Source organism: Tenacibaculum xiamenense, from assembly GCF_964513065.1.
GTDB lineage: Bacteria > Bacteroidota > Bacteroidia > Flavobacteriales > Flavobacteriaceae > Polaribacter > Polaribacter xiamenense.
Genome location: NZ_CAZEQU010000018.1, coordinates 58,838 through 76,568, shown reverse-complemented (window position 1 = coordinate 76,568; position 17,731 = coordinate 58,838). Strand labels below are relative to the sequence as shown.

The 17,731-nt window shown below is 31.7% G+C and carries 17 protein-coding genes; 8 read left to right on the top strand and 9 right to left on the bottom strand.

Annotated elements, in window-relative coordinates; translation table 11 throughout:
* Nucleotides 1-77: 77 nt before the first annotated feature.
* From ACKTTV_RS09005 to ACKTTV_RS08975, 7 genes are all read right to left on the bottom strand, one after another.
* The gene (locus tag ACKTTV_RS09005) at nt 78-2,687 is read right to left on the bottom strand and encodes a hybrid sensor histidine kinase/response regulator transcription factor (protein WP_408030509.1); all 2,610 of its coding nucleotides are present in this window, start codon (nt 2,685-2,687) and stop codon (nt 78-80) included.
* Nucleotides 2,688-3,041: 354 nt separating this feature from the next.
* Nucleotides 3,042-5,069 carry an oxidoreductase gene (locus tag ACKTTV_RS09000; RefSeq protein WP_408030508.1) on the bottom strand — a complete coding sequence of 676 codons (2,028 nt, stop codon included), beginning with the start codon at nt 5,067-5,069 and terminating at the stop codon, nt 3,042-3,044.
* Between the two features lie 129 nt (nt 5,070-5,198).
* A complete protein-coding gene (locus ACKTTV_RS08995; RefSeq protein ID WP_408030507.1) occupies nt 5,199-5,771 on the bottom strand; it encodes a phosphatase PAP2 family protein in 573 nt (190 codons plus the stop codon).
* Between the two features lies 1 nt (nt 5,772).
* A complete protein-coding gene (locus tag ACKTTV_RS08990; protein ID WP_408030506.1) occupies nt 5,773-6,813 on the bottom strand; it encodes a peptidylprolyl isomerase in 1,041 nt (346 codons plus the stop codon).
* Between the two features lie 65 nt (nt 6,814-6,878).
* Nucleotides 6,879-7,604: an FKBP-type peptidyl-prolyl cis-trans isomerase gene (locus tag ACKTTV_RS08985; RefSeq protein WP_408030505.1), complete on the bottom strand. Its 726-nt coding sequence runs from the start codon at nt 7,602-7,604 to the stop codon at nt 6,879-6,881.
* Nucleotides 7,597-8,142, bottom strand: a complete 546-nt coding sequence (gene gldI / locus ACKTTV_RS08980) for a gliding motility-associated peptidyl-prolyl isomerase GldI (protein ID WP_408030504.1) — start codon at nt 8,140-8,142, stop codon at nt 7,597-7,599. The genes ACKTTV_RS08985 and gldI overlap by 8 nt, the downstream gene beginning before the upstream one ends.
* A complete protein-coding gene (locus ACKTTV_RS08975) occupies nt 8,132-9,160 on the bottom strand; it encodes a DHH family phosphoesterase (protein WP_408030503.1) in 1,029 nt (342 codons plus the stop codon). Before ACKTTV_RS08975 ends, gldI begins: the two co-directional genes overlap by 11 nt.
* A 79-nt stretch (nt 9,161-9,239) precedes the next feature.
* Between ACKTTV_RS08975 and ACKTTV_RS08970 the strand changes: the two genes are divergently transcribed.
* On the top strand, nt 9,240-10,250 hold the full coding sequence (locus ACKTTV_RS08970) for an alkaline phosphatase D family protein (protein ID WP_408030502.1): 1,011 nt from the start codon (nt 9,240-9,242) through the stop codon (nt 10,248-10,250).
* A 65-nt stretch (nt 10,251-10,315) separates the two neighbouring features.
* Complete coding sequence (locus ACKTTV_RS08965; protein ID WP_408030501.1) at nt 10,316-10,735, top strand: nucleoside-diphosphate kinase; 420 nt, start codon at nt 10,316-10,318, stop codon at nt 10,733-10,735.
* A 71-nt stretch (nt 10,736-10,806) separates the two neighbouring features.
* On the opposite strand, the gene ACKTTV_RS08960 is transcribed toward ACKTTV_RS08965, so the two are convergent.
* Together ACKTTV_RS08960 and recF are read right to left on the bottom strand one after the other, a co-directional pair.
* Nucleotides 10,807-11,103 carry a DUF721 domain-containing protein gene (locus ACKTTV_RS08960; protein WP_408030500.1) on the bottom strand — a complete coding sequence of 99 codons (297 nt, stop codon included), beginning with the start codon at nt 11,101-11,103 and terminating at the stop codon, nt 10,807-10,809.
* Nucleotides 11,104-11,111: 8 nt separating this feature from the next.
* Nucleotides 11,112-12,191 (bottom strand): DNA replication/repair protein RecF, encoded by a 1,080-nt coding sequence (gene recF / locus ACKTTV_RS08955; protein WP_408030499.1) that lies wholly within the window; start codon nt 12,189-12,191, stop codon nt 11,112-11,114.
* A 112-nt stretch (nt 12,192-12,303) separates the two neighbouring features.
* On the opposite strand from recF, the gene ACKTTV_RS08950 reads away from it, so the two are divergent.
* The 6 genes from ACKTTV_RS08950 (at nt 12,304) to ACKTTV_RS08925 (ending at nt 17,726) form a co-directional block, all read left to right on the top strand.
* A complete protein-coding gene (locus ACKTTV_RS08950) occupies nt 12,304-13,086 on the top strand; it encodes a tetratricopeptide repeat protein (protein WP_408030498.1) in 783 nt (260 codons plus the stop codon).
* A 25-nt stretch (nt 13,087-13,111) separates the two neighbouring features.
* Nucleotides 13,112-13,618 (top strand): 6,7-dimethyl-8-ribityllumazine synthase, encoded by a 507-nt coding sequence (gene ribH / locus ACKTTV_RS08945; RefSeq protein WP_408030497.1) that lies wholly within the window; start codon nt 13,112-13,114, stop codon nt 13,616-13,618.
* A 187-nt stretch (nt 13,619-13,805) separates the two neighbouring features.
* Nucleotides 13,806-14,090 carry a riboflavin synthase subunit beta gene (locus ACKTTV_RS08940; RefSeq protein ID WP_408030496.1) on the top strand — a complete coding sequence of 95 codons (285 nt, stop codon included), beginning with the start codon at nt 13,806-13,808 and terminating at the stop codon, nt 14,088-14,090.
* A gap of 3 nt (nt 14,091-14,093) precedes the next feature.
* Complete coding sequence (mutL, locus tag ACKTTV_RS08935) at nt 14,094-16,049, top strand: DNA mismatch repair endonuclease MutL (protein ID WP_408030495.1); 1,956 nt, start codon at nt 14,094-14,096, stop codon at nt 16,047-16,049.
* Nucleotides 16,050-16,118: 69 nt separating this feature from the next.
* A complete protein-coding gene (locus ACKTTV_RS08930) occupies nt 16,119-16,841 on the top strand; it encodes a rhomboid family intramembrane serine protease (protein ID WP_408030494.1) in 723 nt (240 codons plus the stop codon).
* A 15-nt stretch (nt 16,842-16,856) separates the two neighbouring features.
* Entirely contained in the window at nt 16,857-17,726 is an 870-nt protein-coding gene (locus ACKTTV_RS08925) for a rhomboid family intramembrane serine protease (RefSeq protein ID WP_408030493.1), read from the top strand.
* Nucleotides 17,727-17,731: the final 5 nt, after the last annotated feature.

The following is a 17,731-nucleotide window of genomic DNA, read 5'->3' as shown; positions in this document are numbered from 1 at the left end:
TGTTGCAAAGTACAGACCTCACTAGCTCTGTATTCTTTCTTATATTATATTTAATCCTTTATTTTCTTTCCTTAATATTATTCCAATTCTTCTTTTAATAATTCGCTTGGATTTACACCAAACCGCTCTTTAAACTTTACAGAAAAATAGGAAGCACTTTTAAATCCAACGGAATACCGGACGTTATTCACGTCTTCTTCATCCTTATTTTTTATCTTTTTATAGGCTTCCTGTAATCTCACTTCTAAAATGAGTTTAACTGGAGTTAACCCAGTAAGCTTTTTAACTGTTCTTTCTAATTGTCTTTGACTTAAATTCACATGATCAGCTAAATCCGTAACAGTGAAATCATCGTAATGTATATTTTCTAAAATGATTCCTTTTATATGTTTAAGTTTCTTCTCTTTATAACTCTCAACCTCGTTCTCTTCTTCGCTTTCCTCATTATTCCATTCTTCTCTTTTCTGTTTGTTTTCTATTAAACAATTTACTCTTGCTAACAATTCATTTTTACTAAATGGTTTAACAACATAATCGTCAACACCAATATTGAAAGCATCTATCTTATTTTCCTCGTAATCTAAGGCCGTAACCATAATGAAAGGCGTATAATCATCTTTTAAAACCTCTCTCATTTCCTTCCTAAACTCTATCCCATTCATTTTTGGCATCATAAGATCAGAAATAACAAGGTTGTATTTATTGCTCTTCAACATATCAATTCCTTCAACACCATTGAATACAAAATCACATTGGTAGTTTTTTGAAAGTATTTTCTCATAATAATCCACCATATAGGGGTTATCCTCAACCACCAGTAATTTATTTTTTGATTTAAAAATATTTTTCAATGCGGGATCCACCTGTTTTATCTCTCTTTTTGATCTCTTAGAAACTCTTTTAACATCTAACATCTCAATATTTTTTTCAACAGGAAATGCTACCTTGAATGTAGCTCCTTCACCAAGCTTACTTTCTACAGATATTGTTCCTTTTAGCGTATCAACAATATCTTTAACAATGGCCAGTCCTATTCCAAATCCTTCAGATTTATCTGCTCTTTCTTCTTGATAGAATTTATTAAATATATTGTGTTGATTTTCTTCACTTATTCCACTTCCTTGATCCTTCACCTCTATATGAAGCAAGTGATCCTTTATTTTACTCCTAAAAAAAACAGTTGAATTTCGAGGCGAAAACTTAATTGCATTCCCTACTAAATTATTTATAAGGCTTTCAAGTTTATTAGGGTTTGTCATTAAACAATAATTTTCAGGTAGCAGTGCACTATAATCAAGTTCGATTTCCTTGATTTTTGCCATACCTTCAAAAGAAAAAAACAATTGCTGCAAACGAGGTTCAATAATCACTTTTTCTAATTTTACATCTTCCTCAACTTTGTCTTCCTTCAATAGAGATATAACTTCCGAAATATTATTAATTACTTTATTGCTCTTTTCTCTAATTTCTTTAAGATATTTTTTAAGCTTCTCTTTGGTTATACTTTTATCAACAGATAAATCTATATACCCAAGAATTAATGATAAAGGGGTTCTTATTTCATGAGCTATGTTAATAAATAAAGAGGCTCTAAACTGCTTAAAATCCTGTTCATTTTCTAAAGCTAATTCCACCCTTTCTTTTTCATATTTAAGCCTTAAGAAATACCTTTCATATAAAAATATTAGTAGTAATGCAGTTCCTAAAAATGCGATTACTAAAACTTTTCTATCACTTTCTACATCTTCTATCAAGTTGTTTTTTTCTTTCCTCATTAACTCTAGATTCGACTCAGAAATTCTTCTGTTAATTGTTATCAACGAATCATTTAGTTTATCGTTATATTTAAAATATTTCTCTTTATACTCCTTTATTTTTGCCGTATCTGACTTTTCAACATAGTAATCTATGTAATTACTATACACTCTCATTATTTTCTCAACATCTCCAATTTCAATGAATTTTTTTTCTAAGAATTTTAAGTTTTTTTCAGCTTTATCAAGCTGTTTTGTTTCTAAATATGACCTTGTTAAATTTAAAAGAAGAATGTTAAGGTTATGGCTTTTAATAGAATCATAAACATGTCTTTGTACTTTTATGGTGTCGTACTCCTGAAGTTTATCCAAGAAAATTTTACCATATTCTATTCCTTTCCATGGCTCTTGCATGTCATAACTATAGTAAACAGAAAGCTCATGAATAGGTAATAAATCGTAAGGAACCACTTTGTTTGCTTTTGATATTTCAATAGCCTCCTTCAAAACTTTTTCCATTTCTGGATACCTTCCCTGCCCCCTATAAGAAATTGCTCTTAGCTTGCTAATACAAACATATTGTTTCCAGTTACCGTATTTTTTATAATACTGACCAACAGTATCAAATCGTTCATTCGCTTTTCTATAATCGGAAAAAATCAAATAATAAATAGCAAGTAAGCGATTTCGTTTAGCCGTTTCATGTGTGTTTTTAGATAATTCAACTTCCTTTGTTAATCTTCGTATGGTTTCTGAAACCTGATCAGGATCTAATTTACTATATGCCAAATTATCACGAATAGAATCGAATTCACTTCTAGTCATTGTTGAAATTTCATATTCACCCGCCTCTTTTTTCGTTAAAGTGCAAGCGGTTAGTTTCAACACAACCAATACTATAATAATTTTTTTGAAATACTCGTTTCTAATCACCCGTTTAAAGTTCTGAATTCATTATCTATAACCACCATCAAAAAGTCTGAGAAGGGAAGAATATAAAAACCTCTTTATTAACGAGTAAAGAAACAAAAAAGCCTTCCAAACACTGTTTGTAAAAGCAGTTTTTATTCTATTAGTTTTTGCAAAAAAAACAATCAACTTATTTCTTGATTGTACTTTATCCGCATAACTAAATTGATTAGCTCTCGCAAATAACCAAGGTTATCAGGCTTTTGGGTAAAAAAATAGCCCACATCATCAACCTAGACTTGGCTGGATGGGGGCTTTAGCCGATATCATTTTTCAATGATAATTTTACCTATACAATATACTAATTTTATTTAACAATTACAAAACAGCAGCCAACCTACTTCCTTGATTTATAGCTTCTTTAGCATCTAACTCAGCTGCTACATGGGCTCCACCTATAACATGAACAGTAACTCCTTTTGACTTCAACGGTTCATACAATTCCTTAAATGGTACCTGTCCTGCACAAATAATTATATTATCAACAGCTAGCACCTTCGCTTCATCATTTTGCGAATAATGCAATCCTTGATCATCTATTTTGGTATATTGAACTTCCTTTATAAACTGTACATTTTTCTTCTTCAAGTTAGCTCTATGAATCCAACCAGTAGTTTTTCCTAAATTCCCTCCGAACTTACCTGTACTTCTTTTAAACATAAAAACCTCTCTTGGAGATGGATGAAACTTCGGACTCATATCTTCAATACCACTTCTCGATTTAAGTGTTTTATCAATACCCCATTCTTGCAACCAAGCATCAATATTAACGCTAGTACTTTCTCCTTCATGGGTTAAATACTCCGACACATCGAAACCAATTCCTCCTGCTCCAATAACGGCTACTCTTTTCCCTACTTTCTTTTTATGTTTAAGAACGTCTATATAGCTAAGAACTTTTTTATGATCTATCCCTTCTATTTTCGGCATTCTTGGAGAAATTCCCGTTGCCAAAATAATTTCATCAAAATCACCATTTGCCAAATCTTCAACCCCAACTTTCGTGTTCAACTTTAATTTCACCCCGTGTAATTCTATTTGCCTGTTAAAATATCGAATCGTTTCATAAAACTCTTCTTTACCAGGAATTTGCTTAGCTATGTTAAATTGACCACCAATTTCTGCTTCAGAATCAAACAATGTTACATCGTGACCTCTTTGGGCTGCAATCGTAGAGGCCGCCAAACCTGCTGGCCCCGCTCCTACAACGGCTATTCTCTTGCTATTCTCTGCTTTATAATAATTCAATTCCGTTTCATGACAAGCTCTGGGGTTGACTAAACAACTTGCAATCTTCTTTTGGAATACATGATCTAGACAAGCTTGGTTACAGGCAATACATGTATTTATTTCATCTTCTCGCTCTTCTTTGGCCTTATTTACCCATTCTGGGTCCGCCAAGAAAGGACGTGCCATGGAAATAATGTCTGCATGCCCTTCCGATAACACTTTTTCAGCTACGTCTGGCATATTAATTCTGTTAGAAGTTACCAATGGTATTGACAACTCTTTTTTCATTCTTTCTGTTACCCAAGTAAAGGCGGCTCTAGGAACAGAGGTTGCAATCGTAGGTATTCGTGATTCATGCCATCCAATACCTGTATTAATAATAGTAGCTCCTGCTTTTTCAATTTCTTTCCCCAAGTGAACTACTTCTTCCCACGAACTCCCATTATTCACCAAATCCAACATTGAAAGTCTATAAATGATGATAAAATCCTCTCCTACCGCTTCTCTTGTTTTTTTAACTAAAGCAATTGGAAGTTTTATTCTGTTTTTATATTCTCCCCCCCAATCATCAATTCTTTGATTTGTTCTTTTTACAATAAATTGATTAATTAAGTACCCTTCTGACCCCATAATCTCAACGCCATCGTAACCAGCTTCTTTTGCTAATTTTGCCGAGTTAACAAAATCTCTTATTGTTCTTTTAATTCCTGATTTTTGTAATTTAAAAGGTTTAAATGGATTTATAGGAGCTTTTATTGCTGATGGGGCAACACTTAAAGGATGGTAAGCATAACGTCCAGCATGAAGTATTTGCATACATATTTTCCCTCCTTCATCATGAACCGCTTTAGTTATCACTTTATGTTCTCTAGCATGCTTTTTAGTGCTCATTCTTGCAGAAAAAGGCCCTGTCCACCCTTGAATATTGGGTGAAATTCCACCAGTAACAATAAGCCCTACTCCTCCTCTTGCTCTTTCAGCATAATAGGCTGCTATTTTCTCAATGCCATTTTTTTCCTCTTCTAATCCTGTATGCATTGATCCCATTAGAATTCTATTTTTAATAGTAGTAAAGCCTAAATCTAATGGTTCGAAAATATGTTTGTATTTGGTCATAATCAGCTAAATTTTAAATTTACTATGCATGCATAGTAAATGCAAGATACTAATATTTTAACTATTAAAATAAAAAAGGAGCAATTTCATTTCGAAATGCTCCTTCATTTATTATTATATATAATAGATTTAAATAGTCGATTTAAAGATAGCCATGAATAGTTTTCGATAAAATTTATAGAAAATAAAGCCTACTATTATTCCCGCTATATAACCACAAGTTACATCCAGAGGATAATGAACCCCTAAATAAATCCTACTTAAACCAAAGACAAGAGGAAATATAAATATCCATTTAATGTACTTTATTCTGTTTTTAAAAAGGAGAAATACAAATACACTGAAAGCTGTTGATAATGACGCATGCCCCGACCAAAAACTAAATCCTCTTGGCTTATAAGTGAACTGTCTTAAATAACCTTGTAAACTTTCCGTATTACAAGGTCTTAATCGTTCAGTTGTATTTTTAATTAAGTTTGTAAACTGATCAGAAAACGCTACTAGCACCACAATAAACAAAAACGTAAATATTCCTTTTTTTAATCCGAATTCTTTAAAAACAAAAAAAAGTACTAAAAGAAATAATGGCGTCCAGGTAAATTGATTGGTAATAGTTAGCCAAAAACTATCAAACGACTCACTTCCCAAGCTATTTAAAAATATGAGAAGTTCTCTATCTAGCTGTAAAATTTTATCAATCAAACTACTTTCCTACTTTTAAAACTTCTACTTCAAATACTAAATCAGATTTTGGAGGTATTGGTCCCATTGCTCTGTCACCATATCCTAAATAATAAGGAATAAAAAATCTTGATTTATCTCCTTCTCTCATTGTTTTTACACCTTCTTTCCAACCAGCTATCAAACTCTGCTTATCTATAGTAAACACAAACGGTTTGTTTTCATCAATACTTGATGCTATTTTTCTACCATCAGTTAAATAAAGTGTATAATGAACGGTTGTCGGCAGTGCCGGATTTACCTTTTTCCCTTTACCTTTTTGAATAGATAAAACTTTCAATCCAGAATCTGTTGCGACGGCATTGTCAATTCCTTTTTCCTTTTGGAATCTTACCTTCGCTTCTTCTAATTTTTTTCTTCTTTCTTCTTCCTTTTGAGTAACATTTGTTAACTCAAACTGAAAAACTTCATCAGCCTTAAATTTTTTAGCCTCTTTACCTATTCGAATAATTTCTACACGATTTATAAAATCATCTTTTTGAATGGTATCAACTATATTTTGACCGATTTTAACTTGTCCAAAAACAGTGTGCTTTCCATCTAACCAAGGTGTTGCTTTGTGAGTAATAAAAAACTGACTTGAATTTGTACTTTTCCCAGAGTTAGCCATTGATAATATACCCGCTTTATCGTGCTTATATATTAATTCTCCTTTTTCATTTAAAGGAAATTCATCAGCAAATCTATACCCTGCATTACCTCTTCCTGTTCCAGTGATATCACCTCCCTGAATCATAAAATCACTAATTACCCTATGAAACTTGGTTCCATCAAAATAAGGCTTCCCCTTTAACGAATCAGTCATTTTTGGATTGTTTCCTTCTGCTAATGACACAAAGTTTGCAACAGTCATTGGCACTTCCTTCTCGTGTAATTTTATTAAAATATCACCTCGATTAGTCTGAATATCGGCATACAAACCGTTATCTAAATTAGGATACTTTGCTGTTTTACATGATGCAAAAACAATTGTTATAACGAATAATACTTTAAACAATTTCATTTTAATAGATTTAAACAAATAAGGTTAGTAAATTTACTAACCTTATTTTCTTGTTCTTTTATTTTTTATTTAAGCTCTTCTAAAAGCTCTACTTCAAAAACTAATGTTGAAAAAGGTTTTATTGGACCTCCTGCTCTTGGTGTAGCACCATAAGCTAATTCACTTGGAATGAAAAATTTGTATTTCGCTCCTGGCTTCATTAACTGAATACCTTCAGTCCACCCTTTGATTACTCTATTTAAGAAAAACTCTGATGGTGTTTTTCTTTCAACAGAACTATCAAATACAGTTCCATCAATTAAAGTTCCATGATAGTGAACTTTAACTTTAGAAGTTGCTTTTGGCTTTTCACCTTGTCCTTCTTTTAAAACAACATATTGTAATCCACTAGCTGTAGTTACAACACCATCTTTTGTTTTATTTTCTTCTAAGAACTTTTCATTTTCCTTTTTGAATTCTCCGAATTCTGCTTCTGCTTTCTTAATTTGCTCTTCTTGCAATTTCTTCATTCTTTCCTCGTTTTTCTTCTGGAAATACTTACGAAGAATAACAGGCACATCTTTTACCTCCAATAACATATTCGTAGAATCAATTCCATTTTTAAATCCTTGAATAAATAAATCTTCATTTACTTCTTCAAAGTTAGCTTTAATTTGATTCGCCATGTTTAATCCTACGGCATAACTAATGGTATCTATTTGATTATCTAAAGATTTTTTAGAGTTATATTGACCATTACTACAAGAAACTACTGAAATCCCTACAAGAGTAGCGATTAAAAATTTAGTCATTTTCATTATTGTTGATTTGTTTTATGTCTATTAACGTTACTGTACTTTTTATTGGTTGATTAATTCCTATTTTATTGCCATCACCTGAAACACCAAATGCTCTATAGGATGGAATGACAAATGTAATTGTTTCTCCCTTTTTCATCAATTTTATTCCATCTTGAAGTGCTGGAATAAAATCTTCCTTGTCTACTTTATAAGTTCTTTTCATTTTATCGTAGACAACAGAACCATTTATTTGCTTTACATCAAACTCTATTTCAACAACATCCTCTAACTTTGGTGAGATTGATTCCGTGCTATCTTTCTTTTCATAATAGTACCAATATCCACTGGCACTTTCCACATAATTATGTAAAGTATCTTTACGTATCCAAGACTCTAATCTACTTTTTTCGAGTCCATTTAATTTCTTATTCTTCTTAATTACTTCTTGATAAAAATTAGTAGTTCCATGTTTCTTAGGTTTTCTTGCTACTGGTTCAGCACAAGAAATTAAGAATAATACTGTAACTAAGAATAGTATTCTAACTTTCATAAGAGGTTAATAATTCATTTTTATAATTTGGTAATAGCGATTTAAACCTCGCAATAGTATCTTTCATGCTCAATTCACTCCTTCCTCCTGCAGCATTATCATGCCCACCTCCATTGAAGTAATTTCTAGCGAACTTATTCACAGAGAATTTTCCTTTCGACCTAAAAGAAATTTTAATAATTCCCTGCTCTTCATCTTCTATAAAGATAATACCGAAAACTATTCCTTTTAAGGATAACGCATAATTAACAACGCCTTCCGTATCGCCTTTTTCATGATTGTACTTATCCTTTTCTTCCTCTGACAAGGTAATAAAGGCTGTTTTGTATTCTGGTAGAATTTCTAAATTACTTAATGCTTGACCAAGTAATAACAATCTACTATATGTATTAGAGTCGTTTACACTACTATGGATCTTATCATTTTCAGCACCTTTATCGATTAGGTCTGCTATAATTCTATGTGTTTTACTAGTCGTAGATCGAAATCTAAAAGATCCAGTATCCGTCATTATTCCAGTATATAAACAGGTAGCTATATTCTTATCGATCATATCAACATCTCCCATCATCTCTATAAAATTATAAACCATTTGGCAAGTTGAAGACATGGTGGTATCTGAATACATATATTCAAAATCGTCAGGCTGCTGGTGATGATCAATCAAAGCAAAATCATGTTCATACTTTTCAAGCGTATTTTGCATATCCTGCCCTACTCTATGCAATGCATTGAAATCCAACAAAAAAGCAATGGTAGATTTTCTTAACGATTTAACACATTGATTATTTTGGCGATCAAATCGATACACTGTTTCAGATCCAGGAATCCAGTGTAAAAAATCTGGATATTCATTAGGCATTAACACCTGCGCTTTATGTCCTTTTTTATCCAAATAATGTTTCAATCCAAGAGTTGATCCTACAGCATCTCCATCAGGATTTTTATGTCCTATAATAACAATTTGTTGTGGCTTAGATAAAAACTCCTTTAATTCGTTAAATTGTTTCAAAATCATAAGTGGCGAAGATACAAATTATACTTCTATTAATCTTTGTATGATTTTGTTTTTGTTATTTAGTATAAAACGAACTACTATGAAGAATCTTAACTATATTATATCCATTGTAATTTGGCTTCTATTTAATCATGCAACACACGGTCAAAACTCAACATTTACCATTGCTTTTGGATCTTGTAATGATCAAAATAAATCGAACCCTTTTTGGACAGATATTATTGAGCAATCGCCAAATTTATGGATTTGGGGAGGTGATAATATTTATGCTGACACTTATAATATGGAAAAAATGAGTAGGATGTACCAGCAGCAAAAATCTCATTCACAATACTCTAAACTAATTAAAGAGATTCCTGCTTTAGGAATTTGGGACGATCATGATTATGGACTTAACGATGGAGGAAAAGAATATGCAAAAAAACGAGAGAGTCAACAACTTTTTCTTGATTTCTTGGATGTTCCAAAAGACTCTCCACGTAGAGAACATGAAGGTATTTATCATTCAGAAATTTTCAAAACTTCTGAAGGTAGTATTAAAATAATACTTCTAGACACAAGATACTTCAGAACAGCTTTAACAAAAGCAAAAGAAAGAAACAGACGCTACAAACCAAATAAGAACGAAGGAACTATCTTAGGGTCTGAGCAATGGAAATGGTTAGAAAATGTGCTTAATAGCTCTATAACTGATTTTACTTTAATTGTTAGCAGTATTCAAATACTTTCATCAGAACATGGTTTTGAGAAATGGGCTAACTTTCCAAATGAAGTAGAAAAACTTTTTAAGCTAATACAAAAATCAAAAAGTAAGAACATCCTATTTTTATCTGGTGATAGGCATATCTCCGAATTTTCTACTTTACAATTAGATTCATTAAACTACCCTCTTATTGATTTTACTTCGAGTGGACTAACGCATTCGTATAATTCTTATACATATGAACCTAATAAATACAGGAAAGGAAATGTAGTAAGTACTTTAAGTTATGGTCTTATAGAATTCGATATTAAGAAACGTAAAGTTACCTTTAAAATGATGGGAAAAGACAAGACCGTATTACAGGAGTTTACACAATTTTATCCTTAACTTGTGAATAACATTAAAAAACGTATTTTTGCGGCGACTAAAAAATTTTAGAAGACATTTTAAAGATGGCAACAAATAGAACATTTACAATGATTAAACCAGATGCAGTTGAAAACGGACATACTGGTGCTATTTTAGAAAAAATTAACGCTGCAGGTTTTAGAATTGTAGCAATGAAGAAAACTCAAATGACTAAGCGTGATGCTGAAACTTTTTACGCTATTCATAGTGAGCGTCCATTTTTTGGTGAATTAGTTGAGTTCATGACTCGTGGACCAATTATCGCTGCGATTTTAGAAAAAGATAACGCTGTTGAAGATTTCAGAACTTTAATTGGAGCTACTAATCCAGCTGAAGCTGCTGAAGGAACTATTCGTAAGCTATATGCTACTTCAATTGGTGAAAATGCAGTTCATGGATCTGATTCTGATGAAAATGCTGCTATCGAAGGAGCTTTCCACTTTGCAGGAAGAGAGATGTTTTAATTTCTAGGCAATAGCCTTTTAAAACATTCATTGAATACATAAAAAACTCGTTATTTTCATAACGAGTTTTTTTATACTAACATTAATCTTTTGACAATTTCTTCACCCATTTCTTCATTGAGCATTTTTACTATTTTTTCTTTTCCATAGTTGAGCTCTTCTCTCAAAACCGAAGATTTCAACCTTACAAATAGAGTTCCATTTTGCAATTTCACTTCATCAGTATAAGAGGCCACACCTGCTCCCATCAATTTATTCCAGGCTTCTTCAATATGAATTTTCTGAAACCCATTTTTTAAATTACTTTTTTCTATAAATAGATTCATCAATTCTTTCATAGAAAAACTATCATTCTCTCTTTTCGACATTTTGTTTTTTATAATGTAAAAATTTGATACTCTTGATTGCTCTTTTCAATAACCATTTTAGTTCTATCGGCATGAGTATCGGTTATAAATATTTGCCCAAACTCCTCTTGATTTACTAAATCAATAATTTGTGCTACCCTATTTTCATCTAATTTATCAAAAATATCGTCCAATAATAATATTGGCGTAATATTTACTTGTTGCTTTATAAATTCAAACTGAGCAAGCTTTAAAGCTATCAAAAACGATTTCTGTTGTCCTTGTGAACCAAATTTCTTAATTGGATATTCTCCTATTTCAAAACTTAAGTCGTCTTTATGCACCCCAACCGTAGTATACTGTATTATTTTATCTTTTTCAAGACTTTTTGCCAATAAAGTTTCAAAGTCGTTTTCAAACAATTGACTTTTATACTTTAAATTTACTTTCTCTTCATTTCCAGAAATAACCTCATGTTTTTTGTTAAAGATAGGTACAAATTGTTCTAAAAACGCCTTTCTTTTTTCATGTATTACTGTTCCGTACTGAATTAACTGTTCGTCATAGACCTTTAAATTTAGCGCATCGAACGTTCTATTAGCCGCAAAAAATTTTAATAGAGCATTTCGCTGTTGAACTACCTTTCCATAAGCCAGCAAGCTTTGAAGGTATTTTTTATCTTGCTGAGAAATTACTCCATCAATAAATTTCCTTCTGGTATCACTTCCCTCAACAATTAAATCTCTATCTGCGGGAGATATAATAACTAAAGGTAATTGACCAATATGGTCTGAAAATTTTTCATAGGTTTTATCGTTCCTCTTTAAAACTTTTTTCTGCCCTTTTTTCAAAGAACAAACAATTTTCTCATTTCTCTCATTCAAAAGGTAATTACCTTCGATCATAAAAAAATCCTCACCATGCTTTATATTCTGAACGGCTACTGAATTGAAATAACTCTTTGCAAATGACAAATAATAAATGGCATCCAGTACATTAGTTTTTCCTACTCCATTATTTCCTACAAAGCAATTAATTTTCTTTTGAAAGTCGAAAGTCTGAGAAGCGATATTTTTATAATTTACCAATGAAATCTTTTGCAAATACATCTAAAAAATGAATTTCTTTTAAGGTAGCGCAAAATATTGAAAATTTACGGAAAATCGGTTTTTAAAATCCAATTAAAAAAACTATTTTTGTCCGCACTAATTTTAAAGCGATATGGCTACATATAAGAAAAGAGGGTATAAACCGAAGAAAGAAAAGGTTGTTAAAGAAGTTGAAGAAACATTTGATGAAACACAAAGTACAACAGCTGAAGTGTTTAATAATTTGGACGAAGCTGCTAACAAATCTGAACAATGGATTGAGAAGAACAACAAACCATTATTTTATGGTTTAGTTGCAATTGCTGTTGTTATTCTTGGATACCTTGCTTATACAAAGTATGTAGCAGAACCTACTGAAAGACAAGCTTCAAATGAATTAGCTTACCCTAGAAACTTTTTTGATCAGGCTGGAACTTCTGCTGGAGTAGTTGCTGACTCATTATACAATTTAGGATTAGAAGGTGGAGATGGAAAATATGGATTTGTTGATATCGCTGATTCTTTTAGTGGTACCAAAGCTGGAAACTTAGCAAACTATTATGCTGGTATTTCTTACTTAAAAATGAAAAAGTATTCTGAAGCGATTGAGTATTTAAGTAACTTTGAGTCTGACGATGAAATTTTAGGTCCTACTGCTTTAGGTGCTATTGGTGATGCTTTTGCTGATATTAATCAACCAAAAGAAGCTTTAGAGTACTATGAAAAAGCAGCTAATAAAAAAGATAACCAATTTACTACTCCTTTATTCTTATTCAAAGCTGGACAAGTAGCTATGGAATTAAAAGAATACAGTAAAGCTGAGAGTTTCTTTAGTAAAATTAAAGAAAAGTACTCAACTACTGATCAAGGAAGAGATATTGAAAAATATATCAACGGTGCAAAATATGCACAATAATCGATGATTTGATTACAATATAAACATGGCAACAACAAATTTATCTTATTACGATAAAGCAACAATCCCAAATGCGAAACCTTTTCGATTTGGGATTGTTGTTTCAGAATGGAATCCTGAAATTACAAAAAACCTTCATCAAGGAGCAATTGACACCTTATTGGATTGTGGTGTTACAAACGATAACATAATATCGTGGGATGTTCCTGGAAGTTTTGAATTGGTATATGGATGTAAAAAAATGATTCAAACACAAAAAGTAGATGCAATCATTGCTATTGGAAATGTTATTCAAGGTGAAACTAAACATTTCGATTTTGTTTGTGATGGTGTTACTCAAGGAATTGTGGATTTGAACATAAAATATGATGTTCCTGTTATTTTCTGTGTGTTAACAGATAACACAAAACAACAATCAATTGACAGGTCTGGCGGAAAACTAGGCAACAAAGGTATTGAATGTGCTGTAGCCGCTATAAAAATGGCTGCTTTAAAAAACAAAGAGGTTAAATCGAATAGTTTAGGATTTTAAAATCTCTTATATTGAATTTTAAAAAGAGTCTATAGAAAATCTGTAGGCTCTTTTTTATGTAGGTCTTTCATTTTCATACAACTAATTTTTCAATAATATTTGAAGACCTATTTTTATTTCTGTAACTTTGATTTTTACTCATTATGGTGCAATTTTTGTTGTAATTGACCTAAAAAACAACAATTTTATGGGATTTATTAAAAGAGAAAATAAGAAGTTTGATTACCAACCTCGCTATTATAAAGGAGAAGGAAACCCTTATGAGTTTAAACATAAGTTTGATGAATACAGAACTACCGTTGGAAAACGAAAAAGTTTAAAAGGAAAATTTAATGCTGCTATTGACGAATTTAAATCTTCGGAACATGGAGGTTTTAACAAAACTATTGTCATTATCATAGCTATATTAGTCCTTATTTTCCTATATATTATAGATTTCGATCTTTCTATTTTTATACCCAAGAATAATTAATTAATGTCTGATATTATACAGTTATTACCCGACCATGTGGCAAATCAAATAGCCGCAGGAGAAGTTGTGCAGCGTCCTGCATCTGTGGTAAAAGAATTACTTGAAAATGCAATTGATGCTGGAGCAACCTCTATAAAATTACTGTTAAAAGATGCTGGTAAAACATTAATACAGGTTATTGATGATGGAAAAGGAATGAGTACTACCGATGCTCGTCTTTGTTTTGAACGTCATGCCACATCGAAAATAAGAAAAGCTGAAGATTTATTTAATATTCATACGAAAGGGTTCCGTGGAGAAGCCTTAGCATCTATTGCTGCGATTGCTCATGTTGAATTGAAAACTAAGCAAGAAGATGAAGAACTTGGTACACAAATAAAAATTGAAGGAAGTAAGGTTTCTTCTCAAGAAGTAGTCTCTACTTCTAAAGGAACCAGTATTGCCGTAAAAAATTTATTTTTTAACATTCCAGCAAGGAGAAACTTCCTGAAGTCAGATTCAATAGAAACACGACATGTTGTGGATGAATTTCAACGTGTTGCCCTAACGCATCCTGATATTTCGTTTTTATTGCATCATAATAATAATGAAGTATATAATTTAAGAAAAAGCAATTTACGCCAACGTATTGTTTCTATTTTTGGAAGTAAAATGAACGAGCGATTGGTTCCAATTAATGAACAAACAGACATTATAACTGTTGCTGGATTTGTGGTTAAACCAGAGTTCGCTAAGAAAAAACGAGGTGAACAGTTCTTTTTTGTAAATAATCGTTTCATAAAAAGTTCTTATCTCAATCATGCTGTAGTGAATGCCTTTGAAGGATTATTAGATCACTCATCACATCCTTCGTACTTCTTGTATTTAGAAGTACCTCCAAATACAATCGATATTAATATTCACCCTACTAAAACTGAAATTAAATTCGATAATGAAAAAGCTCTATATGCAATTTTAAGAGCTACGGTAAAACATAGCTTAGGGCAATATAATGTTGCACCTGTATTGGACTTTGAAAGAGATGCAAATTTAGACACTCCTTATAATTATAGCAAAAAGGATACTCCTTCGGTTCCTCCTATTACTGTGGATCCTAATTTTAATCCTTTTAAATCAGAAAATAACTTTCAATCAACACCAAATACAACTACTAGTTCATCTTCTGGTAGTTCCAACTCTTCGAACTATTCGTCGGGTAACAACTATCAAACAAATTATAAAAAAGATGCTGGTAGCTGGGAAGCCTTATACACCGACTCTAGTTTTGAATCTGATTCAAATACTGACTCCGATTCAGATTTAGACATTAATTCAGATATTTCTCCAGTTTCGAATTTTACCTCTTTTGAATCTACTCATCAAGAACAATTATTTGAATCTGCTCAAGAAACTGAAACGGGTAAAACCTTTCAAATTCAAAAGAAATATTTACTAAGCTCTATTAAATCAGGTGTTGTATTAATACATCAATCATTAGCTCACCAAAGAGTTTTATACGAAGAATTTTTGGAAAACATAACCGTAAAAGAAGCAAGTAGTCAACAACTATTGTTCCCTGTTACAATTTCATTTTCTTCAAGTGATATAGAAATGATTTATAGTATTAAATCGGATTTAGAAAGTGCTGGTTTTATGTTTGATGAGTTTACAAAAGAAAGTGTTGTTATTGGAGGTATACCAACTTCCATAACCGAAAGTCAAATTACCTTAATCCTTGAACAACTGTTAGATGATATTAAATTAGAAGTTCCAGATGCAAGCTTTAGTCATTTTGATGTGATGGCAAAATCTTTTGCGAAATCACTAGCCATTAAAACAGGAACAATATTGTCATTAAAAGAACAAGAAAACCTAGTTAATAACCTTTTTTCATGTAAGGAGCCATCAACCTCTCCTTTTGGAAAGCCAACTTTTAAAACACTTTCATTACAAGAAATTGATAGTATTTTTAACAAATAAATAATTTTAATGATCAAAAAGATTAAGTAATTTTAACTCAATCATTTGATCAACTCAAAAAAATAAAGAATGGGTAGACTTACAGGAGCCATAAAACATTTAATTATTATTAACGCAATCATGTTTTTTGCTCCGTTATTACTTAAAATGGACCTAACAAACTTGTTCGCTCTTCATTTACCTGAAAATGATCATTTTGGAGTTTGGCAGTATCTTACGCATATGTTTATGCACGGTAGCTTCGGGCATATTTTATTTAATATGTACGGGCTTTGGGCGTTTGGTAGTCCGCTAGAACAAATGTGGGGTAAAAACAAGTTTCTATTCTTTTATTTTTCAGCTGGAATAGGTGCTGGTTTAATATATACCTTAGTAAATTATTATCAGTTTAATGACATCTACGAACAACTCCTAAATTTAGGGGTTAGTACTACAGAAATTCAAAATATTTTAGATTATGGACGTTATGATGATGAAGCTATAGCCATATCTAACAAAACCATGAGAGAGTTCTGGTCTCTTTATCACACTCCAGCTGTTGGTGCTTCTGGAGCTATTTATGGTGTTTTAGTTGCCTTCGGACTTGCCTTCCCAAATGCTAAGCTTGCCTTGATATTTTTCCCCGTACCGATTGCGGCAAAATATTTCATTCCTGGGATTATTTTAATAGATTTATTCTTTGGGTTTACAAGTTATTCTATTGGTAACATTGCTCACTTTGCACATATTGGAGGTGCTTTAATTGGTTTTATTATCGCTTGGTACTGGAAAAAAAATCAGTTTAAATTCTAAATCCACCCCCTTCTAATGGATATTCTCGAAAATATAAAACATAGATTTAAGTATGCAGGTATTGTTGAAAAACTAATTTATATCAACCTAGCGTTGTTTTTAATGGTTTTTATTGTAAACACCTTTGGTTTTTTATTGCAAACTAAAAGTAATTTCTTAATTGACTGGCTTTCATTGCCCGCCAGTTTCGACGACTTTTTATACAAACCATGGACATTAGTTACTTATGGTTTTTTACATGCTGGTTTTTTGCATATTTTATTCAACCTTGTTGCCTTGTTCTTTATTGGTAATTTGTTTAAACAGTATTTTACTTCAAAACAACTACTCGATTTCTATATCTATGGAACAATATTCGGCGGTATTATTTTTATGATCAGCTATAATTTTTTTCCAGCTCTTCAAAATGATACGGATAGAAGTATTTTACTCGGTGCTTCAGCAGGTATATCAGCTATATTTATTGGAATCGCCACTTATATGCCCAATTATCATATTAAAATTCCACTTATTGGCTTTGTAAAATTATGGATTCTTGCTGCCATTTGGATTGCTATTGATAGCATACAAATTCCTGTGAGTAATGCGGGAGGCAGGCTTGCGCACCTAGGTGGTGCTTTGTTTGGTTTTATGTATGTAAGCTATGCCAGCAATAAAGAAATCACTATCTTTAATTCCTTAACAGAAATGTTTAAAAAGAAAGAAAAAAAAGCACCTTTAAAAACAGTTTATAATTCTGGCAAAAAAAATACTTACACTAAAAAATCAAATAAATCTACCACGCAACAAGAAGTGGATGCTATACTTGATAAAATAAGTAAATCAGGATATGAGACTTTGTCAAAAGAGGAGAAAGATTTCTTGTTTAAACAAGGAAAAAATTAGCTAAA